The organism is Pseudohalioglobus lutimaris, assembly GCF_002866825.1.
In the GTDB taxonomy this organism is placed as follows: Bacteria; Pseudomonadota; Gammaproteobacteria; order Pseudomonadales; family Halieaceae; genus Halioglobus; species Halioglobus lutimaris.
Map to the genome: position 1 here is coordinate 397,252 of NZ_PKUS01000002.1, position 15,951 is coordinate 413,202.

Consider the following 15,951-nt stretch of genomic DNA (forward strand, 5'->3'; position numbering starts at 1 on the left):
CCCATCAGGCCGCCCCTCCGCGCACGACGGTGGCCGTCGCCACGTCTTCGGGAAACTCGGTAGGCGTCACGCCCAACAGGCGCAATGCACCGTCGGTTACTGCGGAAAAGACAGGGGCCGCGGCCGCGCCGCCGCCATAGGACTCGCCTTTGGGTTCATTGATCAATACCACCGTCACCACACGGGGGTCATTCACCGGCGCCACCCCGGCAAACAGGGCCACATAAGCATCTTTAATGTATCCCTGCGGCCCCACCTTATGCACCGTGCCGGTCTTGCCGCCAACCTGGTAACCCTCGACGCGCGCCTTGCGGGCAGTACCGTGCTCTCCCGTCACCCGGTGCAAAACCTGCAGCACCTGCGCGGCGATATCGGGAGCGACCACCTGCCGTCCTTCCGGCAGTTCACCGTCCAGGGCCAGCAGGGAGACCGGTCTCTGCACACCCCCATTGGCAAACACGGTATACGCCCTGGCCAGTTGCAACGGGGTGGTGGTAATGCCGTAGCCAAAAGCAAGTGAAATCCGCTCGGTGGAATACCAGCGAGCCCGATTCGGCAACAGGCCACTGCTCTCCCCTGGGAACCCGGTGTTCATGGGCTCGCCTATGCCAAAGCGGCGGAACACCTCCCAGATGCGCTCATGGCCCAGATCAACCGCCAGCTTGGTAACACCTACCTGGCTGGATTTTTCGATGACTCTCGACAGTGATATTTCGCCGTAATTACGGGGGTCCGGATACGTCTTGGGGCCTACACGAATCCACCCGGGTGAGGTGTCTATCAGCGATTCCGTGGTATACCGTCCGCTCTCGAGAGCGGCGACCAGCGTCAAGCTCTTCATTGTGGAGCCGGGCTCGTAGGTGTCGGTGATGGCCCGATTACGCATGCTGGACGCTTTCATGCCCTTGCGGCTGTTGGGGTTGTAAACCGGGTAGTTGACCATCGCCAGGACTTCACCGGTTCGCGCATCCAGTGTCACCACGCTTCCGGATGCAGCACCGGTGGCAGTTACAGCTTTACGCAGTTCGCGGTGCTGTAGCGTCTGCAGGCGCATGTCAATGCTCAGGCGCAGGTCCTTGCCGGGGCGCGCCGGCTGCACCACGCCGATATCACGCACCATCTTGCCTTTCAGGTTTTTAATATATTGTTTTTTCCCCGGCACGCCTTTGAGCCAGTCGTTATAGGCAAGCTCTATGCCGTCTATACCTTCATCATCAAGGTTGGTGAAGCCTATCAACTGGGCGGCGACCTCACCTGCGGGATAAAAACGACGATACTCGCGCTCTCCGTAAACCCCGGGAAAGCGCCTGGCCAGAATATCGCGGGCCTCGTGGGGAACGCGGTGGCGCTGCAGATACATAAAGTGCTTACCGTCGTAGCGCTGCAAACGCTCCTGCAGCGCCGGCAGCGCCATCCCCAGCGACTCTGCCAGCTCTGGCAATCGCTCAGAGCCCGCCAGCAGCCGCGGGTCTGCCCACAGAGACACCACCGGTGTACTGACTGCAAGCGGCTCGCCGCGGCGGTCTGTAATGACGCCGCGGTACGCGGGAATCTCGGCGCCGCGCAAGGACCGCGCATCACCCTGATCCTGCAGGAAGCTGTACCCCCTGTCCGTCTCCAGGATCTGCAGAGAAAGCACCCGTCCCACAAGGAGGGACAACATGGACAGCAATAGCCCAGCCACGAGATACAGGCGCCACATCCGCGGCGTCCTGCCGGCGCGCTTTTTCGCTACCGCCTTCAATGCCCGACTACCTCATAGCGCGTGAGGTCAGGGGCACTCATCTGCAGTTCTGTACGCGCCACTTTTTCCACACGGTGATGCGAGGCCCAGGCGCTCTCTTCAAGCAACAGGCGACCGTAGTCTTCCTGCAGACTCCATTGACTGGCTTCCAGTACCTGTAGCCGCGTGTAGAGTTCTCGACACGCATGCGTGGAATGAATCACAGCAAAAGCAGAACCCATCACCAAAGTGAGCGCACCCAGGTTGAACCACAACAGCGCGCGACTGGCACTCGCAGGTTTAACGCTGGCCGTAACCATGGTCTTTCCCGCCACGGCACCCACCGTACCCCGCTTCACGCTATTTTCTCCGCTACGCGCATCACCGCACTGCGCGCACGTGCATTCTCGCCCACTTCCTCTGGCGAGGCCTTGATCGCCTTGCCCACAAGCTTCAGTCGACGATTGAGCGCGGCGTCCAGCACCGGCACTCCGGGCGGCAGCTGCTCGCCGCGTGCCATATCGCGCATGTAGCGCTTGACCATGCGATCTTCAAGCGAATGAAAGCTGATGACCACCAGGCGACCACCCACCTTCAACAGATCGACAGACGCCTTAAGCAGGTCCTGCAGGTCATCCAGCTCGCGGTTGACCTTGATACGTATCGCCTGAAAGGCCCGGGTAGCAGGATGCTTGTGCTTCTCCCAGCGAGGATTCGCCTCGCTGACCACTTTTGCCAGGCGGCCGGTGGTGGTCAGTGGTGCCTCATCACGCGCATCAACAATGGCATTGGCAATGCGCTTGGCGAAGCGCTCTTCTCCATAGTCTTTGAGTACGGCAGCAATGTCAGCGGCATCGGCATAAGCCAGCCACTGCGCTGCGGTCTCTCCGGATGTTGTATCCATGCGCATATCGAGAGGGCCGTCGTGCATAAAACTGAAGCCGCGTTGCGCCTCGTCCAACTGCGGACTGGATACACCCAGGTCCAGCAGAATCCCGTCCACAGCCGAGACGCCCATGGCCCGCAGCCGCGCCGGCAGATCGGCAAACGAACCGTGATAGAAAGAAAAGCGCGGGTCTTCATCGGCCATCGTTTCCGCGACTTCGCAGGCAGCAGGGTCCTTATCAACAGCCAGCAGGCGACCCTTGTCGTCCAGCGCCTGCAACAGCAGCCTGCTGTGCCCGCCACGGCCGAAGGTACCATCTACATAGAGACCACTGGGCGCTGTTACCAGAGCGTTGACTGCCTCTCGTAGTAACACTGTCTGATGCATGGGCGCCACCTAGAGCTTCAGAGAGAGAAGTTCAGCGGGCAGCGGCTCACCTTCCGCGGATGCCGCCAGCGCCTGCTCCTGTTCGGCCAACCACAGAGCCTCAGACCAGATTTCAAGCTTGTCACCCTGCCCGACGAGAACCAGCTTCTTGCCCAGCTGGGCGTACTCGCGCTGCGACTGCGGCAGCAACATTCGCCCGTTACCATCAAGCTCTATGTCTGTGGCGTAACCAAGCACCTGGCGCTGGAAGCGCTTTATCGCCGGATTGAGAGACGGGAGCTCTTTAATATCTTTTTCGACTCGCTCCCACTCCGGGAGGGGGTACACTACGAGGCACTTGGTCTGGGTATCAATGGTGATGACAATTTTACCGTCACAATGCGACAGCAATGGCTCGCGCTGGCGCGCTGGCATAGCCAGCCGCCCCTTTGCGTCCATATTTACGTGCTGTACACCGCGAAACACCCAGACTTCCCCACTCACCTGCCTTCAAACCCACAAAAAGACAGATTTATCCACTTATTCCCACTTTTCGACACTATAGGCCTGGCAAGGATGCGCGTCAACTGGAGCCGAAGGGAAAAAACACTGTAAATTCAGGCCTTTACGGGGGTTTTCAAGCGTATTTCGGAGGTTCTTTGAGCGTAAAAAATCCACAAAAACAGCCCCCTAACCTCATGTGTTAAGGTTCTACTTTAAGTTACAGGCTAAATTTTCATGTGAGCGGGAGCGCGTTAGTCTAAAAAGGCATAAGAAACGAGCCGGAGGACAGCGGGCGTGATCATTTGCTTGAGACTGACCGAGCATCGGCCCCGGTCAGACGCCAGAACGCCGGGCGAAGAGGTGGGTTACTTCCTGACCTGGGACGCTCCGGCTTCCTGCCTCTCGCTGGTACTTGATACTTACCCGGGACCCGGTACTTATTCCCAGCCGCGTCCCCTCCGGCATCCTTGCCTCCCGGGGACGTACCGCCCGTCCCTGGGCATAAAAAAACCCCCGGTCCGCAAGAGGACCGGGGGTCTGATTCAAGGAGTCGGTCGATAAGCCGGGTTCTGTCGTGGACGACCATTCATCTGCGACAGCTGTCGCCAGCTGCCTGAAGCGACCTACCCGAATCCACCGCGGGCCACGGCTTACGGATTCCTATTTGGTCTTGCTCCGGGTGGGGTTTACCATCGCCACGCCTGTTACCAGCCGCGCGGTGCGCTCTTACCGCACCTTTTCACCCTTACCCAACCATAAAAGGGGTCAGACCCCTTTTAGCGGTTCTCAAAAAGGGGCGAACCCCTTCTTTGGGCGGTTTCCTTTCTGCTGCACTTTCCGTAGGCTCTCGCCCCCCAGGCGTTACCTGGCACCCTGCCCTGTGGAGCCCGGACTTTCCTCCCCCCGCGAGCCCGAAAGCCGCGAGAAGCGATCGCCTGACCGACTCGGGCGCAAGATTAACAGTCCGCGCCCGCGCACTCAATCACCTTTCACGGACAGCAGGTAATCGTAAAGGACCTTCTTGCGCAGCCCCGTGTATTCAGCAACCAGCGCGGCTGCGCGTTTCGCCGGCAGCTCTCCGGCAAGGCGCTGCAACAAACCGGCGGTGGAAGCATCCAGTTTGAGCTCCTCCGCAGGCATACCGGCAACAATCAATACGATCTCCCCTTTCTGCTGGTTGGCATCAGCGTTTACAAATTCGCCCAGCCCCTGCAGCGTATCGCGTTTTATAGTCTCGAATGTCTTGGTGATCTCCCGCGCCAGCACTGCCTCGCGGTCACCTCCGAATGCCGCGGCCATCGCGGCGAGAGTAACGGCTATCCGATGCGGTGCCTCGTAAAACACCAGTGTCGCAGTTTCCGAGGCCAGCGCCTGCAGCCGATTGTCGCGAGCGCCTGCCCTGGCCGGGAGAAACCCCTCAAAACGAAACCGGTCGGTGGGTAAACCACAGACACTCAGCGCGGCGATAGCCGCACAGGGACCCGGTACAGGGTATACCCGAAAACCCCGCGCCTGCATCTCTCGCACCAGGCGATAGCCCGGATCAGAGATAAGCGGGGTTCCTGCGTCAGAGATCAATGCCACGCTGCCGCCGCCCTCCAGCACCTCTGCGATGCGCTGCTGCGCGCGCTCATCGCTGTAATCGTGGTAGGCGGTCAGGCGCGAATCGATGGCAAAGTGCTGCAGCAGGCGCTGACTGTGGCGGGTGTCCTCCGCCGCCACCAGGTCAACGCCTTGCAACACATCCACGGCCCGCGAAGTCATGTCCCCAAAATTGCCAATCGGTGTCGCTACAATATAGAGCCCAGTCTCCACGATTACCCCTTATACTATCCACCTCGCCACCGGGTGGACCCAACAGAATCAAGCAACGCAGGATAGCATGACCGCAATACATACCCCGTTAAGAACAATCGGCACTTCCATTGTGCTACTGGCAGTGGCCCTGTTGCAGGCCTGCGGCAGCGCACCCACCGACACAACGCCACGGGAAGAGACCGTGGCGCCCGTCATCAGCCAACCCGATGACAATGCTGTTCGGTTAAGCTTACCAGCTTCGCTGTTTGCGACGGAGTTTGCCGGCGCCGATGCCGCACTCGTCAACGGCGACTGGATGAGTGCCAGCGCCACTCTCTCACCGCTGGAGGAAGCAGACCTGAGCCAGGACGATGCCGACTACCTGCAGTACCTGTTGGCGCGCCTCGACTACCGGCGCGGCGAACTGCAAAGCGCCCGGTCGCGACTGGACCAGCTGGCCCGCCCTGACGTGCACCCCGCCATCGCCTACCGGGCAAGCAACTTCCAGCGTCACTTACTTGGCCTCCAGGGGGAACACCTGCAGAGCGCGCAACTGGGGACGCGCATCATGGACACCGCGCCGGAAGCAGACCGGCCCGCAATCAAGCGCAGCATCTGGCAAGACCTGTTGCGCTGCACCCCGGAAAAAATTGCCCAGGCACAGCGAGAGGCAACCGACGCCAGCTGGCGCGGCTGGCTGGAACTGGCGCGCATCGACAATGACAGCGTACTCGCCCTGGGGGCGGAGCTCACCAGTTGGCAAGAGAACAACCCGGGCCACCCGGCAACCCATCCGCTACCCGGTGGGCTGGAACTGCTGGCACAATCGGCGGCTGCACCCACCAGGGTGGCGCTGATATTGCCACTCAGTGGGCGACTGGCTCCCGCTGGCAAGGCAGTTCGCGACGGTTATCTCGCCAGTTACTTCCGCGCTCGCCTCGCGGGGGAAGCACCCGGCGAGATTATGGTAATCGACTCAAGTCTCTATGCAGGCGCCAGCGATGCCTACAGTGATGCCATTATTCAGGGGGCGCAATTGGTCGTTGGGCCGCTGAGCAAGGGTTCCGTCGGCGCGGTCGCAGCAATGCCCCAGCGACCGGCCCCGGTTATCGCCCTGAACCGCATTGAGCAGGGGGCCACTCCCGCCCAAAGTGCGCTGGTGCAGCTGTCGCTTTCACCTGAGGATGAGGCAGTTCAGCTGGCCGACACTGCCTTTGGACAGGGTGCTCGACGGGCACTGGTCCTGCGGCCTGCGGGCGCCTGGGGAGACAAGATAGAAGCAGCCCTGGACAGCCGGTGGCGGGCGCTGGGCGGAGCCCTGGTCCAGAGCGTCTCCTACACAGGCAAGGATGACTACTCCGCCGGTGTAAAGTCGGGCCTGGGCATCGAAGCAAGCGAGCTACGCCGGCGCAAGGTGCGCGATATGCTGGCCAGCAATGTGGAGTTCACGCCACGAAGACGTCAGGACATCGACGCCGTATTTATGCTCAGCCGCACGCCGGAGGAGGCCAGGGCCATCAAACCCTTACTGGCGTTTCACTATGCCGGTGCCCTGCCGGTCTACGCCACATCCAGCATACACGGCGGCCGGACAGACACGCGGGACAGGGATCTCGATGGCACGCACATTCTCGAAATACCCTGGTTGCTCGGCTCCGACCCCGATTTGCTGAAAGCCCTGAGCAATAGCAACAGCCATCAATACAGCCGGCTCAATGCGCTGGGCGTTGATGCTTATCGTGTGCAATCGCGCTTCGCACAGTTGCAGGCGGGGCCAGATGCCTTGATCAGGGGACATACCGGGTTACTGAGCCTGAATCCAGACCTGCAGATAGAACGCAAACTGCCGGCGGCGGTTTTTGATGGCGACCGACTGAAGCCGCTATAGTTACACTCCCTCTGCATCAGCATGGGGAGGGCAACAGCTTGAAGTCGCTGGGAGATAACTACGAAGAACAGGCGGCCTGCTGGCTGCAGCGTCAGGGCTTGACCATCATTGAGCGCAATTTTCGCTGTCGCGTCGGAGAACTGGATATCATTGGCCAGCAAGGGCAATACCTCGTCTTCATTGAGGTGAGGGCTCGCAGCAATTCTCGCTTTGCTTCCGCCGCGGCATCCGTGGACCTGCGCAAGCGCCGGCGTCTGGTAAGAGCCGCACAGTGGTTCCTGCAACGCCACCGAAAGTACGCGCACCTGCCCTGCCGATTTGACGTGGTCGCCTTCCAGCCGCCACAATCCGCTACCGAACAGACGCCGCTGTGGATTCGCGGCGCCTTCACCGAATAGATACCAGAGGACGACTTGGACCACTACCAGAACATTGCAGCTCGTTTTCAGCAGACGATCGAAAACATCGCGATGTCTGTGGACCAACTCGCGGAACCCATAGCCCAGGCCAGTGAACTGATGACTCAGGTGCTGCTGCATGACGGCAGGCTGTTCAGCGCAGGCAACGGTGTGGATGCAGTAATCAGTCAGTTGCTCGTCACCTCATTGATAGGCAGGCTAGACCAGGAGCGCCCGGCACTCCCCGCGTTCAACCTGTGCGCAGACGGCGCCGGCATCACCGCGGTGCTCAGCGATGAGGGCCCGGCAGACATCTTCTCAAGGCCGCTGCGAGCGCTGGCCCAGGAGGGCGACCTGCTACTGGCGCTGCATAGTGGGGGAGATCCCGCTGCAGTGGTCGCAGCGGTGGAAGCCGCTCACGACAGGGGCATGCTGGTGGTCGCCATCACCTGTGACGACGGCGCGGCACTGTCATCAGTGCTGCAGACCGGGGACGCCAATATCGCCATAAACGCCGCCAGGCGCTCGCAACGGGTGGAGCTGCAGACGATCGTTGTGCAGTGCCTCTGCGAACTCATCGAACAAAACCTGTTCGGCAATTACCAGGAGAATTAATCGCCATGCTGCAACGCTTCACTCTTACCCTGTTCACCCTCGGGCTGCTCAGCCTGGGCGGCTGCGGCAGCATGTTGGCTACGATGGAGATGAACACCATCGAGGAGGACGAGGGCGAGCGCACACTGGGCCGTCTGATCGAGGACGAAAACATAGAAACCAAGGCACTGGTCAACATCCACGACGCCAATGAGGACTTTGACCACACCAACATCAAGGTCGTAAGCTACAACGGCTACGTGCTCATCGCTGGTCAGGTAGCCAACCAGGCCCTCAAGGACCAGGCTACCAGGGTGATCAAGGAGGTGCGTGGCGTGCGGCGAATCTACAATGAACTGGAGATCGCCGCCCCCAGTTCGGCGATGACCCGCACCTCGGACACCTGGATCACCACCAAGGTAAAGTCTTTCTTACTGGGTAACTTCGACATTGAAGGGACCAGAGTAAAAGTTGTTACCGAGGACGGTGTTGTTTACCTGATGGGCCTGGCGACGCCGGAAGAAGCGGAGCGCATTGCGGCAGAGGCTGCAGACATTGGCGGTGTCCAGAAAGTGGTCAAGCTGTTTGAATTGCTAAATTAGCCGGACTGCCAGTCAGAATGGTAATCAGCTGCCGGTTTCCAGCAACTTGCGCACCGGACCGAAGCTGCGCCTGTGGGCAGGCGTCACCCCCAGTTCGCGCAGGGCGTTGAGATGCGCAGACGTCGGATAGCCCTTGTGCGCGGCGAAGCCGTATCCGGGGTATTGCGCTTCCAACGCCACCAGCTCCCCATCGCGCTGCACCTTGGCAAGAATAGATGCGGCAGCAATCGCCGGCACCCTGTCGTCACCCTTGACCACGGGCTCTGATGGGTAGCGCCATTGCGGCAGTCGGTTACCATCCACCAGCACATAGCCCGGTTGCGGCTGCAGCGCTTCCACGGCTCGCTTCATCGCCAACAGCGATGCCTGCAGAATATTGAGTCGATCGATCTCCTCCACGCTCGCCCTGGCGATCGACCAGGCTATAGCGTTGGCACAGATGATCCCTGCCAGCTCTTCGCGCCGCGTTGCAGAGAGCTTTTTCGAGTCCCGCAGGCCTTCTACCGGGCGCCGGGGATCAAGGATCACCGCTGCGGCGACGACATCGCCCGCCAGCGGACCACGGCCCACCTCGTCAACGCCAGCAATATCCGCGCCCTCGTAAGCGACCTGAAACAGATCATCCACGATTCAGTTTTCCCTGTGCCAGTTCCAGCAAGGCATGTGCACTCTCGCCAGCGTAACCGCGAGCGAGCTCCCGGTGCATCTCGTCAAAGGCCTGCAACTGGTCAGCGGCGGCCTCACCCGCCTTCAACAGGGGCTGCATACAGGCCACCACGGCCTCGGGGGTGGCGCGATCCTGCAGCAGTTCAGGGACCAGTGCGCGACCGGCAAGCACATTGGGCAGCGCCACATATTCAGTGCGTGCGAGACTGCTAATCAACCACCATGAGAGCGCTGCCATGCGATAGGCAACCACCATGGGGCGCTTGAGCAGCGCCGCCTCAAGGGTAGCCGTGCCCGAGGCCAGCAGTACCGCATCCGCAGCCGCCATCGCTTCACGGGATCGACCCGATATCAGCGTCACCGGTAAATCTGGCTGCTCGGCAAGCAGCGTGCGCAATTGTGCCTCGCGTTCTGCATTGGCTGCGGGCAGCACAAAGGACAGGTCCGGTTGCTGTTGCCACAGGTCCCGGGCCGCCTGCAGAAATAGCGGCGCCAGCATGCTCACCTCGCCGCCGCGACTACCCGGCAGCAGCGCAAGCAGGCGGCCGTCGGGTTCCAGACCGAGATCACGCCGCGCCGCAGCCGCATCCACTGTTGCCGGCAGCTCATCCGCCAGCGGGTGCCCGACAAAACGCACGGGCACGCCATGCTCCCGATAAACGCCGGTTTCAAACGGAAACAGGCACAGCATCAGGTCTACCGACCGCTTGATCTTGCGAATGCGACCCTGTCGCCAGGCCCAGATAGAGGGGCTGACCAGGTGAGCAGTGGGAATACCACACTCACGCAGCTTGCGTTCGAGACGCAGATTGAAGTCGGGGGAGTCGATACCAAGGAAAAGATCGGGAGGGTCGTCGCGAAAGTGCTCGAAAACGGCTCGCCGGATACGCAACAGTTCGGGCAAGCGCTTGAAAGGCTCAACGAAGCCCATGACCGAAAGGCGCTCCATCGGAAACATACTGCGCAGACCCTGCGCTTCCATCAGGGGGCCACCAATCCCCTCGACAATCAGCTGGTCACACTGTTCCCTGAGCGCTGCCAGTATGCGGGAACCCAGGATGTCTCCGGAGGCCTCGCCGGCAAGCACACCAACGCGCAAGACGCCATGGGGCATCTTCAGGACCCAGTCACTAGCGGACGATGCCGCGCTCCGAAGCGCGAACGGAGTCAATCAACACCTGAACCTCCGGCGTCTCCTTGAGCATGGTTTCTAACCGTTGAAGCGCCAGTTCCAGGGTCAGGCCCTGGCGGTAAAGAATTTTGAAAGCGCGGCGCAACTGACTGATCGCTTCAGCGGAAAAACCTCGACGGCGCAAGCCTTCCGTATTGATGGTTTTGGCCTCTGCCGGCGAGCCGCTGACGGTGACGTAGGCCGGAACATCCTTGCCGATAGCCGTGCCCATACCACTGAAGCTGTGCACACCGATTTTGCAGAACTGGTGCACCAGGGTGTAGCCGCTGAGTATTGCCCAGTCCCCCACATGAACATGCCCGGCAAGTGCGGTGTTGTTGACCAGGATGGTGTGGTTACCAACAACAGAGTCGTGACCGATGTGGGCATAAGCCATGATCAGGTTCTCGTTCCCAATCGTCGTTTCCGAGCGGTCCTGCACCGTGCCGCGATGAATGGTTACATTCTCACGGATAATATTGTTGTCACCGATGACCAGCCGCGTGGGTTCGTTGCGATACTTCAGGTCCGGGGTCGACTCGCCAATACTGGAAAACTGGTAGATGTGGTTGCCCGCGCCAATCTGGGCCGGTCCGCGAATCACCACATGGGGCTCGATAATCGTACCCGGTCCTATCTCCACATCTGCGCCAATCAGCGACCACGGGCCCACGGTCACATCGTCAGCCAAACGTGCTCCGGGTTCTATAATGGCGGCTTCGTGGATCATCGGTCAGCACAGAGGATAGTGGCTGATGCGGCAAGCTGACCATCGACATCGGAGCTGACGTCGAACTTCCAGATGCCCCTGCGCTCAGAAACAATCGCTGCCCGCAACATTACCCGGTCACCGGGTATGCAGGGCCGCTTGAAACGAAGCTTGTCTGCGCCGACAAAATAATAGATGGAGCCGTCGGCCGGTGTTTTGTTCATACTCCTGAAGCCGAGTATGCCCGCTGCCTGGGCCATGGCCTCCACCAGCAGCACACCCGGGAAGACCGGCTTGTCGGGAAAGTGCCCATCAAAGAAAGGTTCGTTTATCGTCAAATTCTTATACGCGACAATGGACTCTCCAAGCTCCATTTCCACAACCCTGTCGACCAGCAGGAAAGGGTAGCGGTGCGGCAGATATTTGCGAATTTCGTCGATTTCCATCATCGGTGGATCCTTGTCCTGGGAAGCCAGGCGCAACCGCGCCTGCCTGTTAATGCTGCTGCTTTTCCAGGGCTGCCAAACGCTGCTGAATCCGCTCAAGCTGGGAGAAACGGACTGCATTTTTGCGCCAGTCTCTGGTGGCCGCCATGGGTGTGCCGGAGGAGTAAGAGCCGGGCTCGGTGATGGAACGGGTGACCATGGTCATGCCCGTCACATGCACGCCGTCGCAGATCTCTACATGCCCGACAACACCGACGCCTCCTGCCAGCGTACAATTAGCGCCTATGATCGTGCTTCCGGCCAGACCCGTGCAACCGGCGATCGCGGTATTTTTTCCGATGTGGCAGTTGTGCGCAATTTGCACCAGGTTGTCGATGATCGCCCCGTCTTCAATCACGGTGTGATCAAGCGCGCCCCGGTCGATGGTGGTGCAGGCCCCGATTTCCACGTCGTTGCCGATACGTACACCGCCCAGCTGGTGGATTTTCTCCCAGCCCTCCGGACCCGGCGCAAAACCGAAGCCGTCTGCACCCAGCACGGCCTGGCTGTGCACCTGGCAGCGCTCGCCCACCCGAACATCGTGGTAGATCACCACCCCGGGATTGATCCGCGTCCCCGCACCGACAAAACTGTCATGCCCGATATAGGCGTTTGCACCCACCAGCGCCCCGGCACCGATCCCTGCGCCTGCCTCGACGACGGCATTGGGACCGATACTGGCATCAGCAGCGATAGTCGCGTCTGGTGACACCACTGCGGAGGGATGAATACCTGCCGCCGCTGGAGGCGAGCGGTCAAACACCGCCGTAATCCGCGCAAAGGCCACGTAGGGATGCTCTGTAGCAAGCGTCCAAACGGGACACTCATCCACCAGATCAGGGTGCAGAATCACTGCGGCGGCCCTGGTTGTGGCCAGTTGACTGACGTACTTCTTGTTGGAGAGGAAGCCGATCTCGTCTGCGCCAGCACTCGCCAGCGTCGCCAGGCCGCTGACAGAGCGATCGGGGTCCCCCGACAACTCCAGGTCAAAACGCTGCGCCAGCTCGCCCAGACTAATCACCTCGTGCTTACTCGGCGGGCATTTGATTCAGCTTGTCTGTCACTTTAGCGGTGATGCTGTATCCGGCGTCAGCGTGGATCACAGAGGAGCGCTGCAGTAGCAGTCCAATTCCCTCGGTAGTAATCAACTCGCGCAACACTTCCTGTACCCTGGGCGACATTTCCTGCAGCAAACCCTGGCCAGCACCCTGCTCTGCCTGCTGCAGCTTTCCTGTCACATGCTCCAGGTCAGACTGCTTGTTCGCCAGCTTTTGCCGCGCAGCTACCTGCTGCTCCTGGCTCATCACGGCGGCATCTTTCTGGAACTTTTGCACCAGTTGATCAAACTCCTTTTTGAGCTTGTCGAACTCGGCCTTGTCTGCCTTGTAGTCTTCCTGATTACGCACTTCCGTCAAACGCTTTTGCGCGATGTCTGTTTGCAAAATGGCTTCCTGCAGGTTGACCACAGCGATCTTGCCCTGCGCCATTGCCAGGGTGGGCAGGGTAAAAGCCAGTGCGGCGAATGTAACTTTTAAAAATCTAAACACGTTTTTCTCCAGGTTTTAAACAATAATCAGAATCCACGGCCCAGCGTAAACTGGAAGGCCTCTTCCTCGTCCTCATCACCCGCATTCAGAGGCTTGGCGAGGCTGAAGGTCATGGGGCCGAAACCGGTAATCCAGGTCACACCGACACCCACCGAGTAGCGCAACTCATCGGCATCCACGTCGAAGCAGTTGATCTGGGAAGCTGAGCACTTGGTGTTGAACACGTTGCCCACGTCGATGAAGAAAGCGGAACGCAGTTTACTGCGGTCCTTGATAAAGGGCAGCGGGAACAGCAACTCAGCACTGCCCTCTACCAGCACGTTGCCACCGAAGGGATCCGGGTCATCTCGCAGGGTCTGTACGCCCACCTTGCCATCCTGTCCCACATAACCGAATTCACCAACCTGTGTGGGTGTACCATTCTCATTGACCGCCGTCACCGCGTTGCGGGTATCGTAGAGCTCGGCAGGCGTGGAGCGAGGTCCCAGGGTGTTGCTTTCAAATCCGCGCACCGAACCGAAGCCACCGGCATAGAAATGCTCGTAGAAAGGCAGCTCTGTGGTATCTCCGTAACCATCGCCATAACCCAGTTCCCCACGCAAACGCACCGTCCACAATCCCCTGATCGGGAAGTAGATCTCGCCGCGATAAGTCAGCTTGTAGAACTCCAGGTCAGACCCGGGCATGGCGACTTCCAGAGCCACTGAATTAGCGGTACCGCGAGTGGCCATGCGGCCCCGGTTAAGTGTGGATTGGCTCCAACTGGAGGTGATGGTCCAGTTAGTGAAATTGTCGCCATTTTCGTCAAGGAACCCGGGTTCAGCCGGCGCAGTGAGGTATTCCGGTGGAATGGTATTGATAGGGAAAACTTCCTCAGGCCCCGTGAACAGACCTGTGCGGACCCCGTCGACAAAGATCTCGTTACTATCGAACCAGTAATCAATGTTCCGGTCGAGACGAGGGCTCGCCTTGATTTCCTGCACTGCAAATCGACCCGCTGTAATCTCCGTGTCGGACACACCAAAGCTGAAGCCCAGGCGTTGAGTTTCTTTTATTGGGTAACCAAAGTTGAGGGCGGCCCCGAAGGTGTCGGTCGTATAGCTGGCCACGTTAACCTCGGAAAGATCTGTAGAGCGGTAGTAAACGTTGAATCCACGACTCACCCCATCCTCGGTAAAATACGGATTGGTGTAGCTGAAGTTGTACAGGTCCTGGTAACGGGATGAGTTCAGGCTGATCCCCACGCGTTTGCCCGTACCCATGAAGTTGTCCTGCTGCAGGTTCAGGCCGAGTATGAGGCCGGCGTCCTGCGCATAACCAAAGCTCGCCCCGATACTGCCGGAGGACTGCTCCTCGACCTCAAACTCCACATCGATGAGGTCATCATGTCCTGCCACCTGCGGGGTTTCCACAGTTGCCCTGCTGAAATAGCCCAGGCGCTCCAGGCGAATACGCGACTGCTCGATTTTCGACGATGAAGCCGGGGCACTTTCCATCTGGCGCATTTCACGACGCAATACGTCATCGGCGGTCTTCTGGTTGCCCTTGAAACTGATACGCCTGACGTAGGTGCGCTTGCCCGGGTCGACGAAGAATTTCATACCAACCACGTTGCTGCCTTCTTCGACCTCGGGAATACCGGTGACCTTGGCGAAGTTGTAGCCTTCATTACCCAGGCGTCGAGTGATGTACTCTTCCGTGGACGTGACCAGCTGCTGGGAAAACGTCTGCCCCTCATTGACCAGCAGGAAACGCCGCAGGTCTTCTTCTGGCAAAACCAGGTCACCGGAGAGATCAACCTTGCCAACGGTAAACTTCTCACCCTCGGATACATTGGCCGTAATGTACACCTCTTCCTTATTGGGTGAGACAGAGACCTGGGTGGAGTCGATACGGAATTGCAGGTAGCCGCGGTCCATATAATAAGAGGTCAGAGTCTCCAGGTCGCCGGTCAGCTTCTCCTTCGAATACTTGTCGTCATTGGTGAAAAATGAGAGCCAGCCGGTGGTCTTGAGCTCAAAGATATCGTCGAGCTCACTATCACTGAATACCTCGTTGCCCACCACATTAATGTGTTTGATGGAGGCGACAGTACCCTCGTCCACGTCAATATTGATGGTCACGCGATTGCGTGGTTCGGGTAGTACTTCGGTCTCAATTGCGGCGTCGTAACGACCTTGCTGCACATATTGCCGCGCCAGCTCCATTTGCATGCCTTCCAGGGTAGAGCGCTGGAATACCTGGCCAACCGCCAGGCCCGCCCCTTTCAGGCCGTCCAACAAGGCCTCAGTCTCAATAGCCTTGTTGCCGTCGATATTGATCTCGCTGATGCTCGGCCGTTCCGCAACCACGACTACCAGCACGTTGCCGTCCCGGCCGATTCGAATATCGTCAAAGTTACCCGTGGCAAACAAGCTGCGGGCAGAGGCGCGAATGGCATATTCGTCAACCATGTCGCCCACCCCGACAGGCAGGGCAGCAAAGACACTGCCTGCGGAAATACGCTGCAGCCCCTCTACGCGAATATCGGAAATGAGAAAGGTCTGGGCAGCAGCCAGCGGTGCCCAGAAAATCAACACCAGCGCCAGAAATTTGGGAAGTCGTCTAATCAAAGT

General features: G+C 59.5%; 16 protein-coding genes and 1 other RNA gene. 4 read left to right on the forward strand and 13 right to left on the reverse strand.

Annotated elements, in window-relative coordinates; genetic code table 11:
• Positions 1 to 4: 4 nt before the first annotated feature.
• The 6 genes from C0039_RS04025 to rsmI form a co-directional block, all read right to left on the reverse strand.
• Positions 5 to 1,702 (reverse strand): peptidoglycan D,D-transpeptidase FtsI family protein, encoded by a 1,698-nt coding sequence (locus C0039_RS04025; protein ID WP_165787033.1) that lies wholly within the window; start codon positions 1,700 to 1,702, stop codon positions 5 to 7.
• Between the two features lie 38 nt (positions 1,703 to 1,740).
• On the reverse strand, positions 1,741 to 2,082 hold the full coding sequence (gene ftsL / locus C0039_RS04030) for a cell division protein FtsL (RefSeq protein ID WP_243391548.1): 342 nt from the start codon (positions 2,080 to 2,082) through the stop codon (positions 1,741 to 1,743).
• The gene (gene rsmH, locus C0039_RS04035; protein ID WP_101517383.1) at positions 2,079 to 2,996 is read right to left on the reverse strand and encodes a 16S rRNA (cytosine(1402)-N(4))-methyltransferase RsmH; all 918 of its coding nucleotides are present in this window, start codon (positions 2,994 to 2,996) and stop codon (positions 2,079 to 2,081) included. The genes ftsL and rsmH overlap by 4 nt, the downstream gene beginning before the upstream one ends.
• Before the next feature lie 9 nt (positions 2,997 to 3,005).
• Positions 3,006 to 3,461, reverse strand: a complete 456-nt coding sequence (gene mraZ, locus C0039_RS04040) for a division/cell wall cluster transcriptional repressor MraZ (protein ID WP_076002282.1) — start codon at positions 3,459 to 3,461, stop codon at positions 3,006 to 3,008.
• Positions 3,462 to 4,021: 560 nt separating this feature from the next.
• Positions 4,022 to 4,426: RNase P RNA component class A (rnpB, locus tag C0039_RS04045), an RNA gene on the reverse strand.
• 31 nt (positions 4,427 to 4,457) lie between these two features.
• On the reverse strand, positions 4,458 to 5,294 hold the full coding sequence (gene rsmI / locus C0039_RS04050) for a 16S rRNA (cytidine(1402)-2'-O)-methyltransferase (protein WP_101517302.1): 837 nt from the start codon (positions 5,292 to 5,294) through the stop codon (positions 4,458 to 4,460).
• A 67-nt stretch (positions 5,295 to 5,361) separates the two neighbouring features.
• Here rsmI and C0039_RS04055 point away from each other — a divergent pair, with 67 nt between their 5' ends.
• From C0039_RS04055 to C0039_RS04070, 4 genes are read left to right on the forward strand one after another with little or no spacing between them, the layout of a single operon-like run.
• Positions 5,362 to 7,164, forward strand: a complete 1,803-nt coding sequence (locus tag C0039_RS04055; protein WP_101517303.1) for a penicillin-binding protein activator — start codon at positions 5,362 to 5,364, stop codon at positions 7,162 to 7,164.
• Positions 7,165 to 7,202: 38 nt separating this feature from the next.
• Positions 7,203 to 7,562: a YraN family protein gene (locus tag C0039_RS04060; protein WP_101517304.1), complete on the forward strand. Its 360-nt coding sequence runs from the start codon at positions 7,203 to 7,205 to the stop codon at positions 7,560 to 7,562.
• Between the two features lie 15 nt (positions 7,563 to 7,577).
• Positions 7,578 to 8,177 carry a D-sedoheptulose-7-phosphate isomerase gene (locus C0039_RS04065; protein WP_084179623.1) on the forward strand — a complete coding sequence of 200 codons (600 nt, stop codon included), beginning with the start codon at positions 7,578 to 7,580 and terminating at the stop codon, positions 8,175 to 8,177.
• 5 nt (positions 8,178 to 8,182) lie between these two features.
• Positions 8,183 to 8,758, forward strand: coding sequence for a BON domain-containing protein (locus C0039_RS04070; RefSeq protein ID WP_101517305.1), 576 nt, complete (start codon positions 8,183 to 8,185; stop codon positions 8,756 to 8,758).
• A gap of 24 nt (positions 8,759 to 8,782) precedes the next feature.
• On the opposite strand, the gene rnhB is transcribed toward C0039_RS04070, so the two are convergent.
• From rnhB to bamA, 7 genes are read right to left on the reverse strand one after another with little or no spacing between them, the layout of a single operon-like run.
• The gene (gene rnhB, locus C0039_RS04075; protein ID WP_076000403.1) at positions 8,783 to 9,385 is read right to left on the reverse strand and encodes a ribonuclease HII; all 603 of its coding nucleotides are present in this window, start codon (positions 9,383 to 9,385) and stop codon (positions 8,783 to 8,785) included.
• The gene (lpxB, locus tag C0039_RS04080; RefSeq protein ID WP_101517306.1) at positions 9,378 to 10,538 is read right to left on the reverse strand and encodes a lipid-A-disaccharide synthase; all 1,161 of its coding nucleotides are present in this window, start codon (positions 10,536 to 10,538) and stop codon (positions 9,378 to 9,380) included. Before lpxB ends, rnhB begins: the two co-directional genes overlap by 8 nt.
• 16 nt (positions 10,539 to 10,554) lie before the next feature.
• A complete protein-coding gene (gene lpxA, locus C0039_RS04085) occupies positions 10,555 to 11,325 on the reverse strand; it encodes an acyl-ACP--UDP-N-acetylglucosamine O-acyltransferase (protein WP_076000401.1) in 771 nt (256 codons plus the stop codon).
• A complete protein-coding gene (gene fabZ / locus C0039_RS04090) occupies positions 11,322 to 11,753 on the reverse strand; it encodes a 3-hydroxyacyl-ACP dehydratase FabZ (protein WP_076002280.1) in 432 nt (143 codons plus the stop codon). Before fabZ ends, lpxA begins: the two co-directional genes overlap by 4 nt.
• 46 nt (positions 11,754 to 11,799) lie before the next feature.
• The gene (gene lpxD / locus C0039_RS04095; protein WP_076000400.1) at positions 11,800 to 12,810 is read right to left on the reverse strand and encodes a UDP-3-O-(3-hydroxymyristoyl)glucosamine N-acyltransferase; all 1,011 of its coding nucleotides are present in this window, start codon (positions 12,808 to 12,810) and stop codon (positions 11,800 to 11,802) included.
• Between the two features lie 7 nt (positions 12,811 to 12,817).
• Positions 12,818 to 13,336 (reverse strand): OmpH/Skp family outer membrane protein, encoded by a 519-nt coding sequence (locus C0039_RS04100; RefSeq protein WP_232334739.1) that lies wholly within the window; start codon positions 13,334 to 13,336, stop codon positions 12,818 to 12,820.
• A 26-nt stretch (positions 13,337 to 13,362) separates the two neighbouring features.
• Positions 13,363 to 15,948 (reverse strand): outer membrane protein assembly factor BamA, encoded by a 2,586-nt coding sequence (bamA, locus tag C0039_RS04105; protein WP_076000398.1) that lies wholly within the window; start codon positions 15,946 to 15,948, stop codon positions 13,363 to 13,365.
• Positions 15,949 to 15,951: the final 3 nt, after the last annotated feature.

Bases quoted from the DNA above. Each gene is read 5' to 3' on its own strand.
- C0039_RS04025 (WP_165787033.1), bottom strand. From the start codon at position 1,702: ATGTGGCGCCTGTATCTCGTGGCTGGGCTATTGCTGTCCATGTTGTCC.
- C0039_RS04070 (WP_101517305.1), top strand. From the start codon at position 8,183: ATGCTGCAACGCTTCACTCTTACCCTGTTCACCCTCGGGCTGCTCAGC.
- lpxA (WP_076000401.1), bottom strand. From the start codon at position 11,325: ATGATCCACGAAGCCGCCATTATAGAACCCGGAGCACGTTTGGCTGAC.
- C0039_RS04055 (WP_101517303.1), top strand. From the start codon at position 5,362: ATGACCGCAATACATACCCCGTTAAGAACAATCGGCACTTCCATTGTG.
- lpxB (WP_101517306.1), bottom strand. From the start codon at position 10,538: ATGCCCCATGGCGTCTTGCGCGTTGGTGTGCTTGCCGGCGAGGCCTCC.
- rsmH (WP_101517383.1), bottom strand. From the start codon at position 2,996: ATGCATCAGACAGTGTTACTACGAGAGGCAGTCAACGCTCTGGTAACA.
- fabZ (WP_076002280.1), bottom strand. From the start codon at position 11,753: ATGATGGAAATCGACGAAATTCGCAAATATCTGCCGCACCGCTACCCT.